The 23317-nt window shown below is 53.5% G+C and carries 19 protein-coding genes, 2 tRNA genes and 1 pseudogene; 9 read left to right on the forward strand and 13 right to left on the reverse strand.

The window, feature by feature from the left end:
- Nucleotides 1-32: 32 nt before the first annotated feature.
- The 8 genes from QZ460_RS02960 to QZ460_RS02995 all read right to left on the reverse strand — a co-directional run bounded on the left by QZ460_RS02960 (nucleotide 33) and on the right by QZ460_RS02995 (nucleotide 14563).
- Nucleotides 33-2369, reverse strand: coding sequence for a glycoside hydrolase family 31 protein (locus QZ460_RS02960; protein WP_290540108.1), 2337 nt, complete (start codon nucleotides 2367-2369; stop codon nucleotides 33-35).
- A 12-nt stretch (nucleotides 2370-2381) separates the two neighbouring features.
- Nucleotides 2382-3821, reverse strand: a complete 1440-nt coding sequence (locus tag QZ460_RS02965; RefSeq protein WP_290540109.1) for a glucan 1,6-alpha-isomaltosidase — start codon at nucleotides 3819-3821, stop codon at nucleotides 2382-2384.
- Nucleotides 3822-3846: 25 nt separating this feature from the next.
- Entirely contained in the window at nucleotides 3847-5289 is a 1443-nt protein-coding gene (locus tag QZ460_RS02970) for a glucan 1,6-alpha-isomaltosidase (protein WP_290540128.1), read from the reverse strand.
- Between the two features lie 92 nt (nucleotides 5290-5381).
- Nucleotides 5382-6875, reverse strand: a complete 1494-nt coding sequence (locus tag QZ460_RS02975; RefSeq protein ID WP_290540110.1) for a SusF/SusE family outer membrane protein — start codon at nucleotides 6873-6875, stop codon at nucleotides 5382-5384.
- Nucleotides 6876-6895: 20 nt separating this feature from the next.
- On the reverse strand, nucleotides 6896-8752 hold the full coding sequence (locus QZ460_RS02980; protein ID WP_290540111.1) for a RagB/SusD family nutrient uptake outer membrane protein: 1857 nt from the start codon (nucleotides 8750-8752) through the stop codon (nucleotides 6896-6898).
- Nucleotides 8753-8779: 27 nt separating this feature from the next.
- The gene (locus QZ460_RS02985; RefSeq protein WP_290540112.1) at nucleotides 8780-11869 is read right to left on the reverse strand and encodes a TonB-dependent receptor; all 3090 of its coding nucleotides are present in this window, start codon (nucleotides 11867-11869) and stop codon (nucleotides 8780-8782) included.
- Between the two features lie 620 nt (nucleotides 11870-12489).
- Nucleotides 12490-14148 (reverse strand): DUF6377 domain-containing protein, encoded by a 1659-nt coding sequence (locus tag QZ460_RS02990; protein ID WP_290540113.1) that lies wholly within the window; start codon nucleotides 14146-14148, stop codon nucleotides 12490-12492.
- 340 nt (nucleotides 14149-14488) lie between these two features.
- Nucleotides 14489-14563: transfer RNA gene (locus QZ460_RS02995), tRNA-Pro, on the reverse strand.
- 428 nt (nucleotides 14564-14991) lie between these two features.
- On the opposite strand from QZ460_RS02995, the pseudogene QZ460_RS10205 reads away from it, so the two are divergent.
- From QZ460_RS10205 to QZ460_RS03010, 3 genes and pseudogenes are all read left to right on the forward strand, one after another.
- Nucleotides 14992-15147 (forward strand): annotated as a pseudogene (locus tag QZ460_RS10205) (hypothetical protein); the annotation flags it as partial.
- 72 nt (nucleotides 15148-15219) lie between these two features.
- Entirely contained in the window at nucleotides 15220-16227 is a 1008-nt protein-coding gene (locus tag QZ460_RS03005; protein ID WP_290540115.1) for an iron ABC transporter permease, read from the forward strand.
- A gap of 1 nt (nucleotide 16228) precedes the next feature.
- Nucleotides 16229-17089 (forward strand): ABC transporter ATP-binding protein, encoded by an 861-nt coding sequence (locus QZ460_RS03010; RefSeq protein WP_290540116.1) that lies wholly within the window; start codon nucleotides 16229-16231, stop codon nucleotides 17087-17089.
- On the opposite strand, the gene QZ460_RS03015 is transcribed toward QZ460_RS03010, so the two are convergent.
- Genes QZ460_RS03015 through QZ460_RS03025 form a run of 3 tightly spaced genes read right to left on the reverse strand, consistent with a single transcriptional unit; the run spans nucleotide 17002 to nucleotide 18008 of the window.
- Complete coding sequence (locus QZ460_RS03015; protein ID WP_290540117.1) at nucleotides 17002-17394, reverse strand: glycosyltransferase; 393 nt, start codon at nucleotides 17392-17394, stop codon at nucleotides 17002-17004. The genes QZ460_RS03010 and QZ460_RS03015 overlap by 88 nt on opposite strands.
- Nucleotides 17343-17795, reverse strand: coding sequence for a hypothetical protein (locus QZ460_RS03020; RefSeq protein ID WP_290540118.1), 453 nt, complete (start codon nucleotides 17793-17795; stop codon nucleotides 17343-17345). Before QZ460_RS03020 ends, QZ460_RS03015 begins: the two co-directional genes overlap by 52 nt.
- Nucleotides 17796-17819: 24 nt before the next feature.
- Nucleotides 17820-18008 (reverse strand): glycosyltransferase, encoded by a 189-nt coding sequence (locus QZ460_RS03025; protein WP_290540119.1) that lies wholly within the window; start codon nucleotides 18006-18008, stop codon nucleotides 17820-17822.
- Nucleotides 18009-18151: 143 nt separating this feature from the next.
- Here QZ460_RS03025 and QZ460_RS03030 point away from each other — a divergent pair.
- Together QZ460_RS03030 and rpsT are read left to right on the forward strand one after the other, a co-directional pair.
- Nucleotides 18152-18223 (forward strand) — tRNA-Glu (locus QZ460_RS03030).
- 243 nt (nucleotides 18224-18466) lie between these two features.
- Nucleotides 18467-18718: a 30S ribosomal protein S20 gene (gene rpsT / locus QZ460_RS03035; protein ID WP_015547344.1), complete on the forward strand. Its 252-nt coding sequence runs from the start codon at nucleotides 18467-18469 to the stop codon at nucleotides 18716-18718.
- 454 nt (nucleotides 18719-19172) lie between these two features.
- On the opposite strand, the gene QZ460_RS03040 is transcribed toward rpsT, so the two are convergent.
- Nucleotides 19173-19748 (reverse strand): adenylate kinase, encoded by a 576-nt coding sequence (locus tag QZ460_RS03040; protein ID WP_290540120.1) that lies wholly within the window; start codon nucleotides 19746-19748, stop codon nucleotides 19173-19175.
- Between the two features lie 94 nt (nucleotides 19749-19842).
- Between QZ460_RS03040 and thiL the strand changes: the two genes are divergently transcribed.
- The 4 genes from thiL (at nucleotide 19843) to rplI (ending at nucleotide 22210) form a co-directional block, all read left to right on the forward strand.
- Nucleotides 19843-20877 carry a thiamine-phosphate kinase gene (gene thiL / locus QZ460_RS03045; protein WP_290540121.1) on the forward strand — a complete coding sequence of 345 codons (1035 nt, stop codon included), beginning with the start codon at nucleotides 19843-19845 and terminating at the stop codon, nucleotides 20875-20877.
- Between the two features lie 246 nt (nucleotides 20878-21123).
- The gene (gene rpsF, locus QZ460_RS03050) at nucleotides 21124-21468 is read left to right on the forward strand and encodes a 30S ribosomal protein S6 (RefSeq protein WP_064974706.1); all 345 of its coding nucleotides are present in this window, start codon (nucleotides 21124-21126) and stop codon (nucleotides 21466-21468) included.
- Nucleotides 21469-21471: 3 nt separating this feature from the next.
- Nucleotides 21472-21750, forward strand: coding sequence for a 30S ribosomal protein S18 (gene rpsR / locus QZ460_RS03055; protein WP_018694586.1), 279 nt, complete (start codon nucleotides 21472-21474; stop codon nucleotides 21748-21750).
- Nucleotides 21751-21769: 19 nt separating this feature from the next.
- Nucleotides 21770-22210 (forward strand): 50S ribosomal protein L9, encoded by a 441-nt coding sequence (gene rplI / locus QZ460_RS03060; RefSeq protein WP_290540122.1) that lies wholly within the window; start codon nucleotides 21770-21772, stop codon nucleotides 22208-22210.
- 70 nt (nucleotides 22211-22280) lie between these two features.
- Here rplI and QZ460_RS03065 read toward each other — a convergent pair whose 3' ends face one another.
- A complete protein-coding gene (locus tag QZ460_RS03065; protein ID WP_290540123.1) occupies nucleotides 22281-23201 on the reverse strand; it encodes a DMT family transporter in 921 nt (306 codons plus the stop codon).
- Between the last annotated feature and the right edge of the window lie 116 nt (nucleotides 23202-23317).

Consider the following 23317-nt stretch of genomic DNA (forward strand, 5'->3'; position numbering starts at 1 on the left):
CTATCTTTCTTTTCTGTTTTTTACAAATTCTCTTATTTGGAATAAACGACACGAACTTTCACTTCGGTTGCACAGTCGGTGCGAGGGATGTCAATATGCGTACACTTTCCCTTTGCATCATAGGAATAAGCCAAAGTTTCCACCCCATTCACCGCTACCGCCACAGGCTGCGTCGTATTGTGGATGCGGAAGGTATATGAACGTGCATGGACGCCGTTCGTATAATTCCCCCGACGCGGAGCAATGACATATTCCCCCCGATTGTTTTTGAACGACTGCTTGAAGGCCGTTGTTGCAAAAACGCTATCGTAATCATTACTGTCACCATCATCTTCATACAACATCCCCTCACCCGGGCATCCCGACACCACATTTAGGATCAGATGCTCGGGACGTTCCGTCACATGCATCACCGTGGGCGGATTATACGGGATAATCGCCCCTTGCCTGAAAAAGTACGGGATTTGCTCCTGCGTGAAACTCATCGTCTTCCGGCAGGGCCCTTCGATCAACTCCTCCGTGGCCACACTCCACCATTTTCCTTCAGGGAACCAGATGGTCTTGATACTTTTGCCGTTTTCGGAAGCCTCGGTAACGGGTGCCACCAAAATATCATCGCCAAAGAAGTACTCCCCCTCATAAATATATGCCTCCTCCGTTTCAGGATATTCATAATAGAGCGGGCGGCAGATGGATATACCCGTGTCATACGTCTTGCGGGCCATCGTGTAAAGATACGGGAACAGCGAATAGCGCAGACGCACCGCTTCGAGCATCACGGGGAAATTCCCGAATTTCCACATCCGGCGCTCTATGCGCGAATCGTTCGTGGCATGTGTCCGGAAGATCGGAGTGAACACGCCAAACTGAATCCAGCGAAGAACAAGTTCCGGATTATTCACCGTAGCCTCATCCGTAAAGGCATGTCCTCCCAAATCATGGCCCCAATAGCCATATCCCACATTCGACGCCGTAGCCGTAAAATAGGGCTGGAAGGCCAGGGTCGGGAAGTTGATCAGCGCATCGCCCGAAAAACCGATCTGATAGCGGTGGCTGCCCAGTCCTCCCCAACGGTGGAAGATGACCGGACGGCGATCGGTTCTGTTTTTCTTCATTTCATTAAAGAACGTATGATTGATCCAGAAGGTTTCGCTCAATTCCGGCGTAAAATGGCTTGTCAGATGCTGCTGCCAGTCAATCCACCAGAAGTCCACGCCAGTCTTTTCGTGATCATGAATCACATTCTCAAAGAATGCTTTTGTAAAATCGACATAATCAATGGCCCACGAGACATTGTCCTGTTGGTCATTCAGATACTTTCCGTTCAAATCGGCATTCATGCGGGCAAAGTATTCCGGGGATTCATGGCGATTGACGCCATCGGCCGGATGAAGATTCAGCGCAACCTTGAAATTTTTGTCATGCATCTCATCCAGCAGCCCTTCGGGATCGGGAATCAGGTTTGTATTCCAGGACCATCCCGTCCATCCGCCTCGATCGCCCGAGCATCCATTTCCCCGATTCCAGTGCCAGTCCATATCCAGGATCATGACATCGGACGGAATTTCGTTGCGCTCGAGTTCGGCCATGATCGTTCTGTAATCCTCCGATGAATAAACCGCGTATTTGCTATACCAATATCCGAATACATAATCAGGCGGCAGGGGGATTTGTCCCGCGATCTTCGTATAGTCGGACAGCGCCTTCTTGTAATTGGTGCCGTACCCCAGAAAATAAAGGTCGAGGGCTTCGGGATCCCTGCGTTCCGTCCACCAGTCAAATCCGAGTTCCGCATTGTGCTGCATGGCAAACGAATGCCCCCCGTCCGGACGCGCAACACACCACGAGTCGTCAATCACCGCCCAACCGGACCGGGATATCAACCCGTTTTCCAGTTCGCCCCGTTTGTTGTCGCCATTGCTTCCGTCGAGCGTCCGGCACGTTCCCTTAAGGTTCAGCGGATCCTTCTTCCCGGGATACCAAATCGTCTCGCAGCCCCGGTTTTCAAGGACAACAGAGAGGTTTTCCGGGGATGCCGGACTCGTCTTCGGATTGGTTCCTTTCCGGTATTTGAGTTTTACCTTGTCGGTCTGGATATACAGGAAACGGTCATCTTCTTTTTTCTTGAAATCCGCCAATTCCAGATTCCGGTTGACAACCGTAAAGGTGGCCCGGTCTTCGAACACGCCTTTTTCGCTGTATTCGATACGAATCATCTCGGGAGTCAGCACCGTAAAGCGCGCGTTGCCACATGTAACCACAGCCTCGGGATTTGCCATCGGATCATTCTGGGCCATAATCTGCACAAATGGAGCAACAAACAACACCACCGCCATCTGAATCCATTTCAAGTTTCTTTTTTCAGCCATTTTTATAGCATCTTAATTGGTTAGTTTTACAATTTTACAGGAATGGGGCATCAATTCAACATCCAGAATGGACGCTTTTCCCTCATCCTCATGCGTCCAAAGATCGCGGATATTCATTTCGCCGTCGATCCCTATTTCTCGAAAATCAATGACACGCTTCTGCCTGGTATCTTCCCGGTTAAAAAGTCCCACCACATAATCACCGTTTGTCATTTTACCCCACCATATTTGCGTTTTCGCATCCCAGCTTCCCGCAGCGTCACTCAAGGGTTTGCCGACAAAACCGTCGGTGTTTAGTGCAAGCATCTCTTTGTTTTGGATATATTTCAAATCCTCCAGGTCAAAACTGTCGCCCGGCACATCGGCAATGGCGATCGGGCCTCCAGCCATAAGTTGCAGGGATATGACACTCTGCTTTTCGCCTTCGGTCTTAAAGGTATTTAAACGGGTAAAGTCTCCATCCAAAATCACCTTGTTGCGACCACCGATATGCGACCAATGCACAAAACCATCAAACATATTCATGCATTGAGGCCATTGCGTATAAACCTTCCCCCGGTCACCCTCTGAAAAATGGAGCCATCCACCCATCGCCGTATCAGATACGATACGCACCATATGACCATATTCTTTTTCGATCTCGGCATCTTCATACAAGTGGGGCATGACCAACGAAGTAAAGATCCCATATTTATCCGCCGACTCACAAATATATCTCAAGGCCATCCGATATTCTTCACGCCCGTATCCTCGCCCTTGTATTCCGGCATAACGATCGTTTCCATCCTCATACCAACTAAGAAAATCCATGCGGATATATTCCACACCCATTTTCTTGTAATACTCGAAAAAGCCGTCGATCAATTCTTTGGTTCCCTTACGAGAAGCTACCGCCCAAGGAAAAAGATCCGTGGCATCCGGATGATTCACTTCGTCCTCACCTTGCTTGTAAAGCAAATCTCCAAGCCTTACATTTGTTCCTTTCACCAACGTTTCATGAGGGCCGTGCACCCACAGCGGATTATCGTAAACTCCCAGTTTCAAGCCTTTGCGTTTACACATGGCGACCAATTTATCCAATCGCATATCACCATAACGGGTCATATAACCAAATTCATCCGGTTCGGTAGTCCCATCCATAGCGATGAAGCCGTCCGTGCAAATCATGTCAAAACCATAGGGCGCCATGTGTTCGGCTACAAAATTAATAATATCCTGCCATGTTCCCTCTGCCATGTCAATCTTTTTGTTGCCGGCATCTTCCTGCTTCTTGCAGTATTCATACACGCTCCAGTAAAGCGGCGCCTTATATCTGTGATACTCCAGCTCCTCCTTCTCGGGCTGCGAATCCTCAGGAATTTCGTCGGGTCTCCATTCGGTTCCCCCGTCTTCACATCCGCCCGAAACGAGCAGTGCCAGCACGAATAATGTACTTGTTAATTTTTTAGACAAAGACATCGTATTTTCCAGATAGTAATTATTTGCTCAACCGTACAATCTTACAGGCATAAGCATTGAGTTCCACAACTAATTTATCCGTTTCTCCTTCATCCTCGTGTTTCCACAAATCACGGACTTTCAATTTCCCCTCTATACCGATCTCCGAAAGACTTAGTTCGCAGGTCGTCTTTTCCTTGTCGCGGTTGAAAAAACCCACGATGTAGTCACCGTCGGACATCCGGCCGTACCAAATCCGGTTCTTTTCAGTGTCGGTCACATCGCCCGAAAGGGGCTTTCCGACGAATCTGTCGGCATTCAGCGCCAGCATTTCCTCATTCTGATAAAATCTCAGGTTATCCCCTATGGTGTTGTGCCGGTCAGCCACCGTTACCGGACCTCCGGCCAGCAACTGCAACGAAACGACCGACTCTTTCGCCGCATCGGAGTCAAAGGTGTTCAGACGGATAAAATCGCCATCGGGAATCACCTGATTCCGCCCCGTCACCTTCGACCAGTATACAAATCCGTCGAACATGTTCATGCAGTTGGGCCAGCCTTCATAGATCTTGCCCCGGTGGTCGTCGGAAAAATGGTTCCATCCGCCCTGGCCCGTATCAGCCACAATGCGCACCATATTCCCGTATTTCCGTTCCAGTTCGGCATTGTTTTTAAGATGCGGCATAACCAACGAAGTAAAAATCCCGTAACGGGCGGCCGAAGTACAGATATACTCCAATGCCTGCTCATAACAGGCTCTTCCATAACCTCTTCCCACCAGTCCGTTTCCCCAGAAAACCTCCATACCACGGTCAAATCCATCTTCGTACCAACTGAGGAAGTCCATGCGGATGTACTCCACCCCCAATTTCTTATAATGTCTGAAAAAACCGTCAATATATTCTTTTGCTCCTTTATGGGTGGCGACCACATAGGTAAAAAACTTATCCGGCTCGTTCGGATGTGCCACGACGTCGCTTTCGGGATCATACCTCAATTGACCCAATGTAATATTGTCGGTGTTCTGCACAGGCGTTTCATCTTTGCCGTGCAACCACAACGGGTTGTCGTACACGCCGAGCTTCAACCCTTTTGCCTTGCATTTGGCCACCAGATCCTTCAAATACATGCTGCCGTATTTGTCCATGTATCCATGTTCGTTGCGTTCGCACAGCATCGGAATAAATCCATCCGTACAGAGCATGTCGTAACCATAGGGTTTCAAATTCCGGGCAACCCAGTCGATTGTTTTGTCCCACTCTTCCTCGCTCATATCCATCTGATATTCCGGAATCCCGGCATCAGCCATCTCCATACAGAATTCATACACGCTCCAATAGAGCGGGGCTTTGAATCGGTGAATATTGCTGATATCCACCTCTTCGTCATGATCCGGCAGGCCCGCCTCATCATCGGACGTCATGTCCGGAGCCCATGCCCTACCTTCATCCTTACAACTTGCAGAAGAAAAAGAAGCTATCATCAACAAGCAAAACAAAGTTATATTCTTACACCTCATGCTCCGTCCCATTTTAAAGCGAGTGCAGACTGTTTGGGTCTGCACTCGCAGGATTACTAATTTTTCTTTTCAAATTTAATTTTATTGGTCAATACGTTCAGTTCCACACGGTATCGACCCGCTTCACTGTCTTCGACTTTCCATTTGCAGTCGTTGCCACCCGGTTCGACCAGCTGGACATCGGTCACGGCGAGAGACGCCGTTCCGTTTTCCCCCACCTGTTTGGGCATGTAGCAGGTGATTGCAAAATTTCCATCTACATTTATCGGACATTTGAAGGTTCCGGCTTTTAAATCGCCTTCCCAATAGAACGTTCCTTTGGCAGCCTTGAAATCATAGACGAAGGGCTCTCTCCCCTGCACCCAACCGGCAGGAGTCGCATCACCCAACATCCATATTTCCTTGCAAGGCAGGTCATCCGGGATACGCTGCAAGAGTTTGAAGTCGATGGTCATGGAGTACATGTTCAGCGTCACCCGGTAGTTGCCTTCCTTGGTAATGTTCCATTTGTAGTCGTGTCCCTGTATCCCGGCCTCGATGCGCTCCATCCGGTTGTCTCCGAATTCATGAGTCCCGTTTTCCACCGGCATCAGCCATGGCACGTTCCAGTCGCCCTTCAGCGCCAACGGGAATTTCATCTCTCCGACCTTCAGGGGACCTTCGTAATAGAAAGCCACCTGGTTGACCGGATCCTTCTTCAGTTTTGTTGAATTCAGAATCTCCCAACCGGCCGGAGTCGCATTTCCCACCATCCAAACATCCTTATAGTCGGTAGTCGGATATTCCGCCTCCAAAGTTTCGGCTTCGATATTCAACTTCAGCGCATAAAATCCGGTTTTGTCAATGGTAAAGAGGGTTTCGTTGCCGGTTTCCTGCTCGTTGAAGACCACTCCTCCGTCGGCACCCTGCGTATAGGAGGGCGACTGGCCGGCGGTATTCAGGACAAACTTGTAGGAACCCTCCTGCATCATGCCGCACCAGGTGTATTCCTCCTCCGAGATCACCTCCGTCATTTTCAGCGCATTATCCGGATCGGAGGCGCCTTCGAGAGCCGTTCCCACGACATAGATGTCGTACGGCTGTACGTCATACCCCACCACATCAAACCGCACGGTCGACAGTTCGGGTTTCACATAATAGTCGGAGCCTTCCATCTCCGCGATGACTTCAGCCTCCAAAGTTGCTTTTTCACCGGGAGCGATTTTCCAGCTCGCCAGCAGAGCATTCAGCTTCTTATGGGTAAAGCTCACGCTGTACTCGCCTTCCGGAATTTTCATTTTTTCAATGGCCGAGCCGAAAAAATTATCGGCAATGTCCATCTTAAAATAGTAGGTCACCTTGGCACCCTCAGGGGCATTGGTTACCCCATTCCATGAAAAAGCGACCGCCTCCTTTCTACTGAGTTTCTGATCCAACTCGACATATTCATGCGACACTTGCAGGAGCATGGTATCGTCGGGACGCTCTATCCGATAACGCATATCTTCGTCCTCACAGCCCACAACCAAACAAGAGAGCATTGCCAGTAAAAAAAAGATTTTATTTTTCATTTTGCTTGATTTTATAGGGTTTATTTCCAGAACGGGAGTTGTCTCAGATTCTTGTTCTTATCCATTTCGCTCTGATGAATGGGGAGCCAGTAATAAGCCGGTTTATACACACGCGTCTGATAGGCCGTACGCACATAAAACGAGGCAGCGTCCTTTCCGCTATAGTTCATTCCGTACATGTCTCCATTCAGCGTTTTTTCAGCCTCTTTCCAACGGCGCAAATCGTCGTAACGCACCCCTTCTCCACAAAGCTCGACACGGCGTTCGGCACGAATGACCTTACGCACGGCATCCCGACTGTCGTCCACATGGATATTCCGGGCATCGCTCGGACCGAACGTATAAGGACGAATGCCGGCACGTTCGCGGATCTTGTTCACATAGCTCAAAGCCTCCTCGCGGGCCATACGGTCATCCTTGGCCTCATTCAACGCCTCGGCATAGTTCAAATACGCTTCACCCAAGCGGTAAATAATCCCGGGACGGTACTGGTAATTGTTCTCCTTGACATTCGTCTTGGGAGACACCCGCTTGCGGATAAGATACCCGTTTTGAGGAGCATCGTGCGTATGCGTATTGTCTTTCTGTCCGTTAAAAAACTCGAATTTGCGTTTCTCGGCAGGGAAATAGGAGTTGTTAAAGGCTACGGATATGTAGAAGCGCGGTTCGCGATTGCAGTACATATTATACGTCCCCGCATACGTAATGGCACCCCCATTTACCTCATCGTCCCAAATCGTATTATCGCGTTTTACATCTGACTCGGAGAATCCCTCGTCGTTGGCTTTCTCATAGGGAAGTCCGTCCTGCATAAAGAAGGCATCGACCAGCGACTGAGTTACCCCCAATCCGCCGTTACCGCCACTGATGGTCGGAGTTGCGTGTCTTTCATACGTCCCGAAATCCGAGCTCGGACGTGCAAACAGGATTTCGGTATTCCCCTCGTCAAAACGCTTCAGGAATACGTTCTGATAAGACATGAACGGGTCAATACTTCCATCCGTATTCCGTTCCACATAGAGTTTATGCCCGGCCTTATCGGCCTCGTCGATCAACAGCTTGCAGGCCTTGACCGCATTTTCCCAACGTGCCGGGTCATGAACGGGACTGAAGATATTTTCCCCCTTCTCGTTCTTGTAATCCGCATAATCCGAATTTCCATTCACCAGCGGGCTGGCAGCAAAAAGCAACATGCGTGCCCGCACGGCCAAACACATGATGCTGGTAACGCGTCCGTATTTGCGGGCTTCGGTATATTTGGCAGGCAGGATCTTGGAAGCCTCGAGCATTTCCCTGTCGGCCCAGTCGATGACGGTGTAATAAGGCGCCTGCCCCTTCATCAGATCCGACAGCACGAAATCAGTCGGAGCGATATAATCGGGATCAAACGGAACGGCACCATACGTATTGGCCAGCAAATAGTAATAGTAGGCTTTCATGAATTTGCACTCCGCCTTCATAAATTCCACCTCCTTTGCGCTTATGCCCTGTGCCGGAAGCGGATGTATGTGCTTCAGGAAAATGTTAGCCTCCCGGATACATTGCGGAAGAAGCTTCCAATAATTTCCGTCCCAACCGCTGTTCGGGGTCCACTCTCCCAGAATATAGGGAATTACCTTCCACCCCCACTGCCGCCAACGTTCGGACGGCGTCTGGTCATCGGCCAGGATTTCCCAACCCAATGTGTTGGTATATCCCCAATAGGGATCGGGTATTGCCGAATAGATATTGGCAAGCCACCCCTCAATACGGGTTTTATCCTCAAAAACCATGGGAAGGGTCAATTCCGTATCAGCCTCTTTGTCAAGAAAGTCAGTGCAGGAAATCAAAGAAGTTGCAGCTGCAAATCCCAAAAGGATATTTTTGATAAATTTCATTGTTCAGTCTCTTTAGTTCATTCCACATTAAAAAAGCACGTCTACGCCAAACATAAAGGAACGCATGGACGGATATTTCAAACCGTCAGAGGTTGCCAGTTCCGGATCCCAGAGTTTGAACTTGGAAAAATAGAACAGGTTGTTCCCGCTGGCAAAGATGCGGATACTCTTCGCCTTGATTTTATTGACGATATTCTTCGGCAGGCTGTAACCGATTTCAAGAGTTTTCAACCGGAGGAAGCTCATGTTCTTCTTCCAGAAAGTCGAGGACCGGTTGTTGTTCGTATTGGTACTCTGGGAAAGACGCGGCCAAAAGACATCCTGAGAAGGATTCTCCTCGGTCCAGCAGTCCGTATAGTTGGTATAGACGTTGCCCAGAACACCGGCACCGCTACCGGGAATGAAATAATCCGATCCGCCGATAATCCGGTAGGTGTCACCGCATCCCTGGAAGAAGAAACTCAGATCCCAGTTCCGGAAATTGATATTTCCGCCAAAACCGTAGACGATGCGCGGATCGGTAGTCCCGCCGATATAACCTTCGTCGGCGCTGGTTATGTACCCATCGTTATCCATGTCCCGGTATTTGATGTCGCCCGGACGCACTTCGCCGCCCAGTTGCGGGATGGGTATTCCCTCTTTCAGCTTTCCATCCACAAAATCATCCTCAGTATAAAGCCCCAGGGCGTGCAGTCCCCACAGCGTATTGATTGAATGTCCGGTTATGGAACGATGGGTTCCCTTGACCGACTCCGGTTCGTCCCGTTCAATAATCTTATTCTTGGCATAGGTAAAGGTTCCTCTTACGCTGACGCTCCAATCCTTGTTGATCCGCTTGTTGTAGTTCAGCGACAGATCGACACCCTTGTTGTCCACCTTGCCATAGTTGGCATACGGACTGTTGATAAGTCCGGTTTGGGTGGGGATAGTGGCACGTTGCATGAAAATGCTGCTTCTGCGTTCTTTAAACAGGTCGATCTGGAAGTCGAGTTCGTTCCAAAGGCCTATTTCGATACCGATATTCGTTTTCAGGGCCTTCTCCCAAGTCAGATTTTCCACGCCGACTTCTCCCTCCTGCACACCGGCACGATAGGTATCTCCCGTATATCCCCAGTTGTAACCATTGGCGTTTGCATTGATGGTTGTGATATAGGCGAAACGGCGTCCTCCGATATTGTCATTTCCGACCGATCCCACCGAAGCCCGGAGTTTCAGCTTGTTGATGACATCGCGCACAGGATCCATGAATTTCTCCTCGCTGATGAGCCATCCGAGCGCAAAGGACGGGAAAAAGCCGAAACGCTTGCCCTTGGCAAAGTTTTCCGAACCGTTGTATCCAAAGTTGAATTCAGAAATATAGCGGCGGTCGAACGTATACGAAAGACGTCCCGCAATACCTTGCGTGCGGTTCGGCTGAATATCTCCCCAATCATAGCTGCGCTGATTATACAAAAGGAGCGCATCCACCATGTGTTTGTCATTAAAGGTCCGATTATAGCTGAGCGCCGCTTCCAGATAAACGCTCTGATTGCCATAATTCGCATTGCTGGAATGGTCCAGGAACTCGCTTCCGTATTTCAAGATGCTATGCACCAGTTCGCCTTCATCATTGCGAGATTTCGCCACGCTATAATAATCCGGCTCCCGGCCACGGGTCACAAAGTTCTCGTTGTAGGTATCAAACGCAAACGTAACCTTGGCTTTCAGTCCCGGAGTGATCATCTTGAGATTCTGCTCAACGGCAAACAAGGACTCCAGTTTGCTCCGTCCGCTACGATAATAACCGGTCTGCGTGCTCATAGCCCACGGATTGGAACGGTAGCCGCTGGCAATAGGAATGGTTCCATCCGAATACACGGCGGGGTGTACGAACGGAGGCGTTTCGAAAGCGGCGCTGAAAACAGCATCCGTCCCGCTGCGACTTTTATGCAGGTTCTGCAGGTAACCGCCTACATTAAAACGGAGCAGCGTCGTTTTAGTCAGGTCCAAATCGACATTCGCCCGGATGTTGTAACGGTTCAACTTGCTCTGGGTATCATAAGGCAGACTCTTATCGGCGGCCATAATTCCGTTTTCGTGATAGAGAGATGCCGTCAGAGAATAGCGGAGTATTTCCGTTCCTCCGCTCACCGTAAGATTGGCACGGGTGGAGGTTGCATAATCTTTGGTAATGGCGTCGATCCAGTTTACATCCGGATATAAATCCTTGTCGTAGCCATAATAAGTTTTCAGGATCTGATCCTTTGTAAACATACGTTTCTCCGGATCGCGCTCCAGAGCATTGAGCAGGCTCATGTATTCGGCAGCTCCGATAAATTCAGGGAGTTTGGTAGGCTCCGAAATGGACTGTTCGACACGGAGATTGATCGAAGGGGCGGCTATTGCTCCGCGCTTCGTATTGATGATAATGACACCATTGGCTCCGCGCACGCCATACATGGCGCTGGCCGAGGCATCCTTCAAAACAGAAAAAGATTCGATTTCAGCCGGATCAAGGTCATTCAGGCTGCGCTCCACACCATCGACCAACACCAGCGGCGAAGTGTTTCCGCTGAAAGAAGCAATGCCTCGGATCCAGAAATTCGAGTTGTCGTATCCGGGTTCGCCCGACGGCTGTACGGCGATCACACCCGCCAACTGTCCGGCCAGATTGTTACTGAGCGACCGGGAGGATCCGACTTGCAGGTTGGAGGGTTCTATGGTCTGCACTGAACCGATCACCGAGAGTTTCTTCTGGTTCCCAAAACCTACGACCACGACATCATCCAACGCAGCCACATCCTCTTCCAACACAACATTGAAATTGATTTGATTTCCGACCACGATTTCCTTCGGTTTGAAGCCGATGTAAGAGATGTTAAGGACGCTCTGTTTATTCGGCACCTCAAGATAGAAGTGTCCGTCCACATCGGTCACGGTTCCCTTCAGTTCATTTTTGATCGTCACATTAACCCCCGGGAGCGGAGACTTCTCCTTATCAACTATGGTTCCACTGATTCGGATACCTTTTGTCTGTTGTTGGGCAGCCACGTTTTCCGCCACGGAGTCGGCAGCATGAACCACGAAGAAGCCCGCCCACAAAAATAGTAGTGCAAGAATAGTAGTTTTTACTTTCATAGTTTTTCCGATTAAAAGATTAGTGCCATTGGTTGCAATACCACAGTCCATTGAGCAGGACGCCATATCGCGGGAGCGGATACTCGCTGGCGATTCGGGATGTTACCCTCTGTTTTCGAATTTGAGGCTTGTTCTTTCGCATAGATTAGTATAAAATTTTAAAGTTGGTAAATAAGTATAAGCGACAAACGTCTCTTTTTTGGGAAAAGAAACAATACAAAAGTATTCGATAAAAAATCCAATCATAATGAAGTGAGTGGCAAAGTAGTGATACGCACCGTCTATATCCAATTAAAACACTGTTTATCAACAATATGAAACTGGAAAGACCCCATAAAAAAGTAGTGAAACTATCAGCATCCTAAAGACGATTTTCATCCCATGGATCGCAAAACGGCGCAAAAAAGCTCCTGCGCATTTGTGCGCAGGATCCAAAAATCAGAAGGGATTCCGAAAAGATGTGCAATGCCTTTCCCGGGCAGTCGGGATTTGGGATCCGCAGGAAACGGACCTCCTTCAAACCGGAAGAAAAAACGGAAAGGCCGGCGCCCCATCGTCATCGAATCACGACAGGGCAACCGGCGACACCGATTTTGTCACACGACCCACAAAAACTCTTTTCAGTCCTTCGCCCGACCTATTTTCATCACCTCCTGCTCCAGCAGGTCCCGGTTGCCGGCAGCCTTGTTGCGCACCTTCGTGCGATAATTATAAATTGTGGTGATGGAATAGCGCAGAAACTGGGCTATCTTCACACTGTCGGTAATTCCTAATCGGATCAATGCAAAGATACGCAACTCGGTATTCATCCTTTCGCCGTTTTTCAAGACAATCTGCTCATCGGCGGCAAGCAAAGCATTGAAATCTTCTACAAAAGCAGGAAAGAGTTGCAGGAAGGCATCATCGAAGTTTGCATAGAACTTTTTCAACTCTCCTTCTATGAATTTGGAAGACTTAATCGTCTTGTAAAGCTCGTCCATGTTTCCGGCGGCAGCAATCTTGCCCAATGACCGGCGGTAGGTATCCATCTTTTCCAAATAGATCGAACACTGATCCATATATCGGCCGATATACTCCTCCTTCAGATACGAGTTTTCAGCGATACTGTGGTTGGCCTCCTTGAGTTTGAGCATCGAGAGGTGGAGTTCTTCATTCAGCTCCTTCAACCGCTTGTTGGCGTCGATCACTTCTCTGCGGGCTACAGCCAGCTTCTTCATCTGCTTGTAGACATAGAATATGGCCAGCAACAGAAAAAATGAAAGGATGCTGATTGACAGCAGCGTCCATTCCATTTGTTCCTGCTGTTTCTCCGTCTTTTGCTGATAAGCGTCGTTGATGATGGGGAAAATCTCCAGGATCTCCAGTTTACGCAAGCGGGCATTGCAGGCTGCGGCATCTTCCATGCAGATCTTCACATAAGAATAGGCCCGCTCGATATCTCCTTCCTGATAAAGCAATACGGCCAGCTTACGCAACGAGATATACTCCCGGACAGCAGTTTTCATATCGGCAATGGCCGAAACGATCAGAAATTCTTTTTCTTTCTCCCGATCCCCTTTCAGACGATAGGATTCCGATAAGGTATAGGCGCCAATTGCCACCTCATGCTCGTCTTCCTCCTGCCGGGCCAGATAATCCGTCAGCAGACAAATGGCCTTATCGTATTCGTTGCGCACATTATACTGGTCGGACCGAATCAAGGTATATATCAACAGATTGTCCTTATTGACCTGCAACAACGAATCCCGGTATCTGTCGGTAAGTTCCGCATAAAGAATCCGCTCATTCTTCGTAACCGCATAATCGGCCATCAGCCCGTAGATCGTGCGATAAATATGGTAGTAATAGGGCCGGAGGTTTTCCGACAACTGCTCCGCATGAATATCGCGCATCAGATCCATCGCCTCCTTGTACATGCCCGTCAGCCCCAGGACATCGGCCTTATTCATCCGGGCATTATCCATGTATTCCCGGTTTCCGATACGCATGGCGATCTGCTCCCTCTCCTCGGCCACACGGAGGGCCGAATCCGTATTGAAGGAACGATACTCATCCAACAAAGCCCCGAGAATGGCAAAATGGTCTTCATCCGATATTGCCTGAAACAACTGCCTCCTCAGCTTCTCCAGCCTCACCTCTTTTTGTTCCATATATATGGGCCGTTTCTCTATCGCCTGATCCAATTTCAGCAATAAAGAATCTACCCGGCTACTGTCGCCAGCATAGACACGACACATGCCCATAATGCACAAACACCCAATTGCAACTATCCTTTTCATGGCTTTAGGAATCAATCAAAAAACTCCATGCTTGAAAGTTTCTTCGCAAAAGTAACTAAAAAGCCAAAGACTTCGGCCCTTTTGTCCGCGCTATTTCACGATTCATCGCATCCTCCGCCAGCCCCCTCCTTGCGTGGCCCGAAGACGCACCGCCCCTCCGCCGGGAAGGGCGCATTGCCGATTGCCGGTTTCCAGAACGCAACGCCAGCCCCATCCGCTCCGGCTGCCCCCGACCAACCTGGCTCCAATCCCGAAAACCCACCCCGCCGCCATCCCCGAAGGATCAGCCGCAAACGAAAAAGGGCTTGGCAATCTGATGATTACCAAGCCTTTTCTTCAGTCGGGGTGACTGGATTCGAACCAGCGACCACACGCCCCCCAGACGTGTACTCTAACCGGACTGAGCTACGCCCCGATTCCTTTGGCAAAAGAGCAAAACCCTTCGCTTTGGGACTGCAAATATAGTACATTTTTCGAAAACAAACACATTTCCGCCAGTTTTTTTTCTATTTTTGCAGAAATGAAACGATTTTCACGTCTTCTGCTCCTCTTTTCCGCAGTCCCCGCATCGGCCTGCGGGAGTTCTTCGAGGCCTGCCTCGGGCATCGGCCTCGCCTCAAACCCCTACATCCGGGAACGCCGCCTCCACGGCGAAGCCCGCAACGTGGGCCACGACACGAACCTCGATTTCGAACTGCCCGCCGCCTGTCGCCCCGACCTCATGCCGCCCTACGGCGCGACAGGCAAAACCTCCGCCGCCACAGCCAAACACCGCAAACCGGGCCGTTCCTATATAATATATAAAGGCAAACGCATGGAGGAATCCCCGCAGGGCAAAACCGAATGGCCGGGCCCCACAGCCGGACTTCTCGACCTGCGCACTGCCGGAGACGACACGCCGCAACGGATCGCCCGAAACCGCCAGCTTCTGAAAGCATCCCCCGCCGCCACCCCCGCCGACGGCCGACCGGCAAACCGACCGGCAAACCAACTGGAAAACCGACCGGAAAACCAATCGACGCACCGACCGACGTCCGCCACGAAATACCGCTCAAATTCCATCTCCGCCCAATGACCCCACACAAAACCTCGCTCCTCTTCGCAACACTCGGCTTGCTCACCGCAGCGCTTTTCATCGCCGACCTCGCCGTCGGATCGGTCGCCGTGCCGCTCGGCGAGGTATGGGCCGCGCTCACGGGCGGCTGCTGCGACCCCGCAACCCGCGATATCATCCTCCAGATCCGCCTCCTGAAAGCCGTCATGGCCCTGTTTGCCGGCGCCGCCCTCGCCGCCGCGGGCCTCGAGATGCAGACCCTTTTCCGCAACCCGCTGGCCGGACCCTATGTGCTGGGCGTCAGCTCGGGAGCAGGCCTCGGCGTCGCCCTGTTCCTGCTGGGCGCGCCCCTGCTGGGCGTGGCGGGCCACTCGTTCGTCCGCTCGCTGGGCGTGGCCGGTGCCGCGTGGCTCGGCTCGGCGCTCGTTCTGTTCGTCGTGATGGCGGTCAGCCGCCGCATCAAGGACATCATGGTCATCCTCATCCTCGGCATGATGCTCGGCTCGGGCATCAGCTCGATCGTCGAAATCCTCCAATACCTGTCGAGCGAGGCGGCCCTCAAATCGTTCGTCGTCTGGACCATGGGATCGCTGGGCGACGTCACGGGCAGCCAGCTCGCCCTGCTGCTTCCCGTCGTCACCGCGGGACTGACGCTTGCCGTCGCCGTCATCAAGCCGCTCAACCTGCTGCTGCTGGGCGAACACTACGCCCGCACGATGGGCCTCAACGTGCAGCGCACGCGCACGCTGATCTTCCTCTCCACGGTCCTGCTCGCGGGTACCGTCACCGCCTTCTGCGGCCCGGTGGGGTTCATCGGACTGGCCGTGCCGCACCTCACGCGCATGCTTTTCGCCTCGGCCGACCACCGCATCCTGATGCCGGGATCGATGCTCGCGGGCGCGGCCCTGCTTCTGGTCTGCGACCTCACGGCCAAGAGCCTCGCCCTGCCGATCAACACCATCACGGCCCTGATGGGCATCCCGGTCGTCATCTTCGTCGTCGTCCGCAACCGCAATATCTTCTGACATGAACATCACCCTCAACCATACCACACTCTCCTACGGCAGCCGCACGCTGCTCGAAGATGTCAGCACCGCCTTCGCCCCAGGATCGCTGACCGCACTGATCGGCCGCAACGGCACGGGCAAAAGCACCCTGCTGCGGGCCATCGCAGGCCTCGGGGCAACCACCGGCGGCGAGGTGAGACTCTGCGGCCGCCCGCTGACGTCGCTCACGCCCCACGAGCTGGCCACGACCGTGGGATTCGTCACCACCGACAAGGTCCGTATCGCCAACCTCTCCTGCGAGGACGTCGTGGCCCTAGGACGCGCCCCCTACACCAACTGGATCGGGCGCATGCAGGAGACCGACCGCACCATCGTCGCACGCTCACTCCGCCTGGTGGGGATGTCGTCCTTCGCCCGCAAGACCATGGACCGCATGTCCGACGGCGAATGCCAGCGGGTGATGATCGCCCGGGCTCTGGCCCAGGACACCCCGATCATCCTGCTCGACGAACCCACGGCCTTCCTCGACCTTCCGAACCGCTACGAACTGGCGACACTGCTCCGGCGGCTGACCCGCGACGAGGGCAAATGCATCCTCTTCTCGACACACGACCTCGACGTGGCGCTCTCGCTCTGCGACTCGGTGGCGCTGATCGACACACCCTCGCTGCACCACCTCCCCGCCGGAGAGATGGTCGGCAGCGGACTGATCGAGCGTCTCTTCTCGGGCGAGAACGCCCGCTTCGACCCCGAGACGCGGACCGTCCGGCTCGCCCGAGAGGAACAAGAAACCTATTTGCTGAAAGGAAGCCGGCAAGCAGTATCACACGCAAGCGAACGGCCGTCATTGAGCTTCCCGCCGCCCAACACCCGCTCGTAGCTGGCCAGATAATGTTCGGCCATGACCCGCTCATTGAACAGATCGCGGGCGTATTCGTGACAGATACGGGGTGAATACGCATTCCATTGCAAAAGCCGTTCCCGCAACTCCGAGGCGCTCGCCGACAAAGCCCCCACCTCAGGCACGACCAGCTCCGGCAACGACCCGTAAGGGGTACAGAAGACAGGCATCCCGAACCACAGGCTTTCGGTTACGGCAAGGCCGAAAGGCTCGTGCCATTTCACGGGGAAAATCAAGCCACGGGAGCCGCGCAGGTGAAAGCTCTTCTGCCGTTGATCCACCATCCCGAAAAACCGGACACAAGGGGGGGGGTAATTGTGAAACGGAATCCCATCTTGAAATTCAGCCGGGTTCCGCCCAGCACGCGAAGCTGCCCGTCCGGCAGGCCGCGCACCACGTCTATGGCCCCCTGTACGTTCTTCACCCGCCATGCTGCCTTGGCCAGGAAATGGAAATACCGGCGGCCGGGAAAACCGCCGAGGTCGGGCGCAGCGTATTCGTCCCAATCCAATCCGTTATATACATACGTGCGGGCGCCGTGCCTTTCGGCATGGTTGCGGCTCACGAAAATCGCATTTTCACCGATCTCCCCCGACACGTTGCCGTGGACGGTCGTCACCGACGGCAGCTTCATCGCCGCCCGCTCCTCATCGGTAAAGATTCCGCGCCCTTCGTGGAAATGCACGATGTCGCCTCCGATCGCCGCGATCTATTCGGCAAGCGGCCTGTCGTCACGCACGACCACCTCGGCGAAATCGCACACCGACCCGGCACGCGCGAGAAAGGTCACACGATGTCCGGCGCGAACCAGTTCCCGGGCCAGGGCCCAGACCACACGCTCCGTACCGCCGTAACGAACCGCAGGCAACACTGCGTCCACAACCTGAATAATATCCATAATACAAGGGGTTAACGCGTACAAAAAATACAATAATTCCATTTTTTCAGCTCTTTTTTTCACATATTTTTTGCACAAGTCACTTTTTTGCTTACCTTTGCACCGCTAAAGCGCCCCCATTCGGGGTTCGCGATAGTGGTAAAGGCCCATTCGTCTATCGGTTAGGACGCAAGATTTTCATTCTTGAAAGAGGAGTTCGACTCTCCTATGGGCTACAACGAAGGGGCCGGGGCCGGAACAGAAGCCAGACGGACGAAAGGACGAGAGAAGGAAGGGAGAAAGGGAGGAGGATCGAAATCTCCGAACCGCGTTGAAATCTCCGCCGCAGCCAAAAGAGCCGGAGCGTCCCCTACGGGTGAAAAACTTTTCGAGGAGCGGACTCCGGTCTATCCGAAAGCGGCCAAGGCCGTTTCAAGCCAAACGACTGAAAAAAGTAAAAAAATAACAATTAACGGATTATGGCAAACCATAAGTCATCGAAGAAGAGAATTCGCCAGACCCTGACGAAGCGTGCTCACAACCGTCTGTTCCACAAGACGGCCCGCAACGCCGTGAAGGCCCTGCGCACGACCACCGAGAAGAGCGCCGCCGAGGCCCTGCTCCCGAAAGTAACCGCTATGCTCGACAAACTGGCAAAGCACAACATCGTGCACAAGAACAAGGCTGCGAACCTGAAGAGCTCGATCCAGCTCCACGTGAACGCGCTCTAAATCTTCGTCCGAGGGGGGGGGCAGCTCTCCCACAGCGAGACCGAAAAGCCGCACCGGAAACGGGCGGCTTTTTTCGTATCCCGGTCCCACCCGGCGCAGCAAAAAAGCACCGACGACGCACCCGAGCGGCGCTCCTGCCCTAACGGCACGCAAATCCGGGCAAAATACATCCCTCCTACACACAAAACCAGCTACATACATATCCTCCCTACGCACAAGCCCGAACTGCGGCACATCCAGAGTGTGCACCAGCCATCTCTGTGCTCTGCCCGACCTGCACCCCCGCCCGGCCTGGACGACACAATCAGCTCGCCTCCTGCACACCAGCCCGGGCCCTGCACACCAGCCGGCCGGTACACAATTCGCCCCGGTACACAATTCGCCCCTGCCGGACTGAATTCCGACAGGGGCGAATTTCCGTTCGGGAGACATTACTCCTCCGGACGCAGGCACTCTATTTCAGCCCATCGACCACCGCGGCAATGCGGGAGAAGACCTCCTCCATCGTCCCCACGCCGTCCACCGAGGCATATTTGCCCTGTGCGGCGTAGAAGTCGGCCACGACGGCCGTCTGCTTGTGGTACACGTCCAGACGCCCGCGAATCACCTCTTCCGAAGTGTCATCGGCGCGCCCCGAATCCTTGCCGCGCAGCAGGATGCGACGCACCAGTTCCTCCTCGGGCACGTGAATGTCGATCATCATGTCGACCTTCAACCCCTGTCCGGCAAGGATTTTGTCGAACTCCTCGGCCTGCACCGTGGTGCGGGGAAAGCCGTCGAAAATGCAGCCGGCGACATCTTTGTGCTCGGCGACATAGTTCTCGATCATGCCGATTACGATCTCATCGGGAGCCAGCTTTCCGGCCTTGATATAGGCTTCCATGCTCTGTCCCAGCTGCGTACCGCGGCGAATTTCGTCGCGGATCACCTCGCCCGTGGAAACGTGATCAATTCCGTAGTGTTCCTTCAGGCGCTGTGCCTGCGTGCCTTTGCCGCAACCCGGAGCGCCGAATAAGACGATATTTACCATAACTAACCCTTTTAGTAATTTGGATTGGGCAAAATTAAGTTATTTTTTGGGGAAACAAGAGTATTTCCTTAATTTTGTAAAAAATTTCAGATTCATGGAGCAGAAAAAGCGCACCGAGATCGCTTCGCTCGGACAATTCGGACTCATCGACCTGCTGACCAGCGGATTCACCCCGAAGAATGCCTCGACGCTCAGGGGCGCGGGGGACGACGCCGCGGTGCTCGCCCCGGGACACGGCGAGGCGGTGCTCTGCACGACCGACTCCTTCTACGAAGGCGTCGATTTCGACCTCACCTACTTCCCGCTCAAGCACCTGGGCTATAAGGTCGTCACCTCCGGTGTGAGCGACATCCTGGCCATGAATGCCCTCCCGGCACAGATCACCGTATCGCTCGGTGTCTCGTCGAAACTGCCCGTCGAGGCCCTCCAGGACCTCTACGAAGGCATCGCCTTCGCATGCCGGGAGCAGAATATCGACCTCGTGGGGGGCGACACGCGGGCCTCGATGACCGGACTGGTCATCACCGTCACCACCCTCGGCTACGCCGAAAAGGAGACGATCGTCTACCGCGACGGCGCACGGCAGAACGACCTCATCTGCATCACGGGCAACCTCGGGGCCGCCTACATGGGCCTGCAGCTTCTCGAACGCGAGAAGCGCGTACTCCGCGATGTCAAGGATCCCGAGCCGCAGTTCAAGGGCTACGAATACCTGCTCGAAAAATACCTGAAACCGCGTCCCCGCACCGATATCATCCAGGCTCTGGCCGAGGATAAGATCCTCCCCACGTCGATGATCGACCTCTCGGACGGTCTGGCGAGCGACCTGATGCAGCTCTGCAAATCGTCGGACTGCGGTGCACGCATCTACCTCGAACGCATCCCGATCGCCCGTCAGACCTCGGCCCTGGCCGAGGAGATGCACTCGGACCCGGTCGTGGCGGCGCTCAACGGCGGCGAGGACTACGAACTGCTCTTCACCGTGCCGCTCACGCTGCAGGAGCAGATCATGAAACTGGGCCTTGTCGACGTCATCGGCCACATCACCCCCGCCTCCACGGGCTGTTACCTCGTCACACCCGACGGCCAGGAGATAAAGCTGAAAGCGCAGGGTTTCCCGGAAAAATAAGCCTCTGCCGCCACAGCTCCCGCCCGCAGGAAGCAGGAAGCAGCGACGCAAACCGGAATCCGGCCCAGCGCGACAACCGACCACAGCCGCCGCCCCGGTTTTCCCTGCCCGAGGGTCAGACCCGCCGCCCGGGGCTGCCAAAATCCGGCCGCCGGAGATAAAATCGGAGGGTATATTTTGTTTTTCCCGGATTTATCCCTATCTTTGCGGTCCCTTAGGGGATTTAATCAACTAATTAAAAGCATTATGAACAATTACGAAACCGTTTTCATTGTCACGCCGGTTCTGTCCGATGCACAGGTGCAGGAGGTTGCTGACAAATTCCAGGGTGTCATCACCGAAAACGGCGGTCAGATTGTGAACAAGGAGTCGTGGGGCCTTCGCAAGCTCGCCTATCCCATTCAGAAGAAGACCACCGGTTTCTACTTCCTGGTAGAGTTCACGGGCGAAGGTTCGCTCATCAACACGCTCGAAACGCAGTACCGCCGCGACGAGCGCGTGATCCGTTTCTTAACTTTCAAGCAGGACAAATACGCCGTGGAATATTCGGAGAAGCGTCGTGCAAAACTTTCTAACAAACAGGAGGAGTAAACCATGGCACAGGAGAACAAAGCACAGTCGGAAATCCGTTACCTGAACCCCGTATCGGTAGACGTCAAGAAGAAAAAATACTGCCGTTTCAAGAAGCTCGGCATCAAGTATGTAGACTATAAGGACGGAGAGTTCCTCAAGAAGTTCCTCAACGAGCAGGGCAAGATTCTTCCGCGCCGTCTGACGGGTACTTCGCAGAAGTTCCAGAAGAAGGTCGCCCAGGCCGTGAAGCGTGCGCGCCACCTGGCCATCCTGCCCTTCGTAACCGATTGCATGAAATAATTAAAAGGAGGACAAGACCATGGAAGTAATTCTGATCAAAGATATCGAAAACCTGGGCTACGCCAACGACATCGTGAACGTGAAGCCCGGCTACGCCAACAACTACCTGATTCCCCAGGGCTATGCCAAGTCGGCTACCGCCGCCGCCAAGAAGGTCCTCGCCGAGAACCTGAAGCAGCGCGCCCACAAGGACGCCAAGATCCTGGCCGACGCACAGGCTTTGGCCGAGACCATCGCCAACCTGCCGCTGTCGCTGTCGGTGAAGGCCGAGGAGGGCAAACTCTTCGGTACGGTCACGGCAACGGACCTGGCCGAGGCTCTCGCAGCCAAGGGCATCACCGTAGACCGCAAGCAGATCAACGTCGATGCTGTCAAGACCGTCGGCGAGTTCGAGGCTACGGTCCGCCTGCACAAGGAGGTCAAGGCTACGATCAAGTTCTCGGTTTCCGCTGCCGAGTAACGCACACTGAAAGCTGTACAAAAAGAGCCTTCCGGTATCGGGAGGCTCTTTTTTTTCGACGAACGATGCGTCAATGCGGCCCCACGGCAGGCGGCCCGTCCCGCCGCGGCTTCGCCGCATAGGAACGGAGCACCAGCCCCACCCCCACGAAAATCACCGATGCAAACACCACCGTGTCGGCATGCAGTTTGTCCAACCCCATCCCCACCGAAACAGCGATCGCCAGCACGGGCTGCAAATAGGCGTAGATACTCGACACGGTGGGCTGCACCGTCTTGAGGGCATAGTTGAGCATCAGGTTGGGCACATAGGTCGGGAGCACCAGCACGAAGAGCGTCGGAAGCAGGGCGTGGCGAGCAATGTCCGCAAAATCGGTGTGAACAATCGGCCCGATTCCGAACGGCAGGGCCATGACCGCCGCCGCACAGTAGAGCCAGCGCAGCACGGTCGTAATGCGATACCGGGCAATCAGCCGCTTGAACCACACCATGTATCCCGAAGTGACGCAGGCACACAGGAAGATCATCACATTCCCCCAGAGATGCGACTGCGCGTGCACCGACATTCCCCCGGTCAGCACCACCGCCACCGCCCCGGCCATGCCGAGCACCAGTCCCGCGATCCGGAGCCGGGTGAAGCGGTCCATTCCCAGCAGCACGGAGAGCACCAGCACCAGCAGCGGCACAATGGTGCCGATGATCGACCCGTCGATCGGCGAGGTCAGCGACAATCCGTACATGATGAATACCTTGCGCAATACGCCGATCAGCAGCGCGGCACCGATCAGCTTGCGCATATCCGCCCGTGCGACCTTCTCGGGCTTCTGCCACAGCAGCGGCACGAGCGAAAGGAGCGCCGTGACGACGAGCGACGCCGAGACCATGGCCATCGGGTCCACATAACGCGGGAGGACCATGTTGTAAAAGGGATAGTCCAAGGCCCAGAGGACGTTGCAGGCCAACAGGGCCAAATGGGGTTTGAGTCTGTTCATTCGTTTTGCCGTTTCCCCCGCAAAGGCAAAAACAGTACCTGAGTCGCCACACGGCAGGGGCACAAAGACACTGTCCAAAATTTTGTGTAAATGAAATAGGATTCAGTTGTAAGTTT

Origin of the sequence: Alistipes sp. (assembly GCF_020026455.1) — a bacterium.
Classification (GTDB): Bacteria; Bacteroidota; Bacteroidia; order Bacteroidales; family Rikenellaceae; genus Alistipes.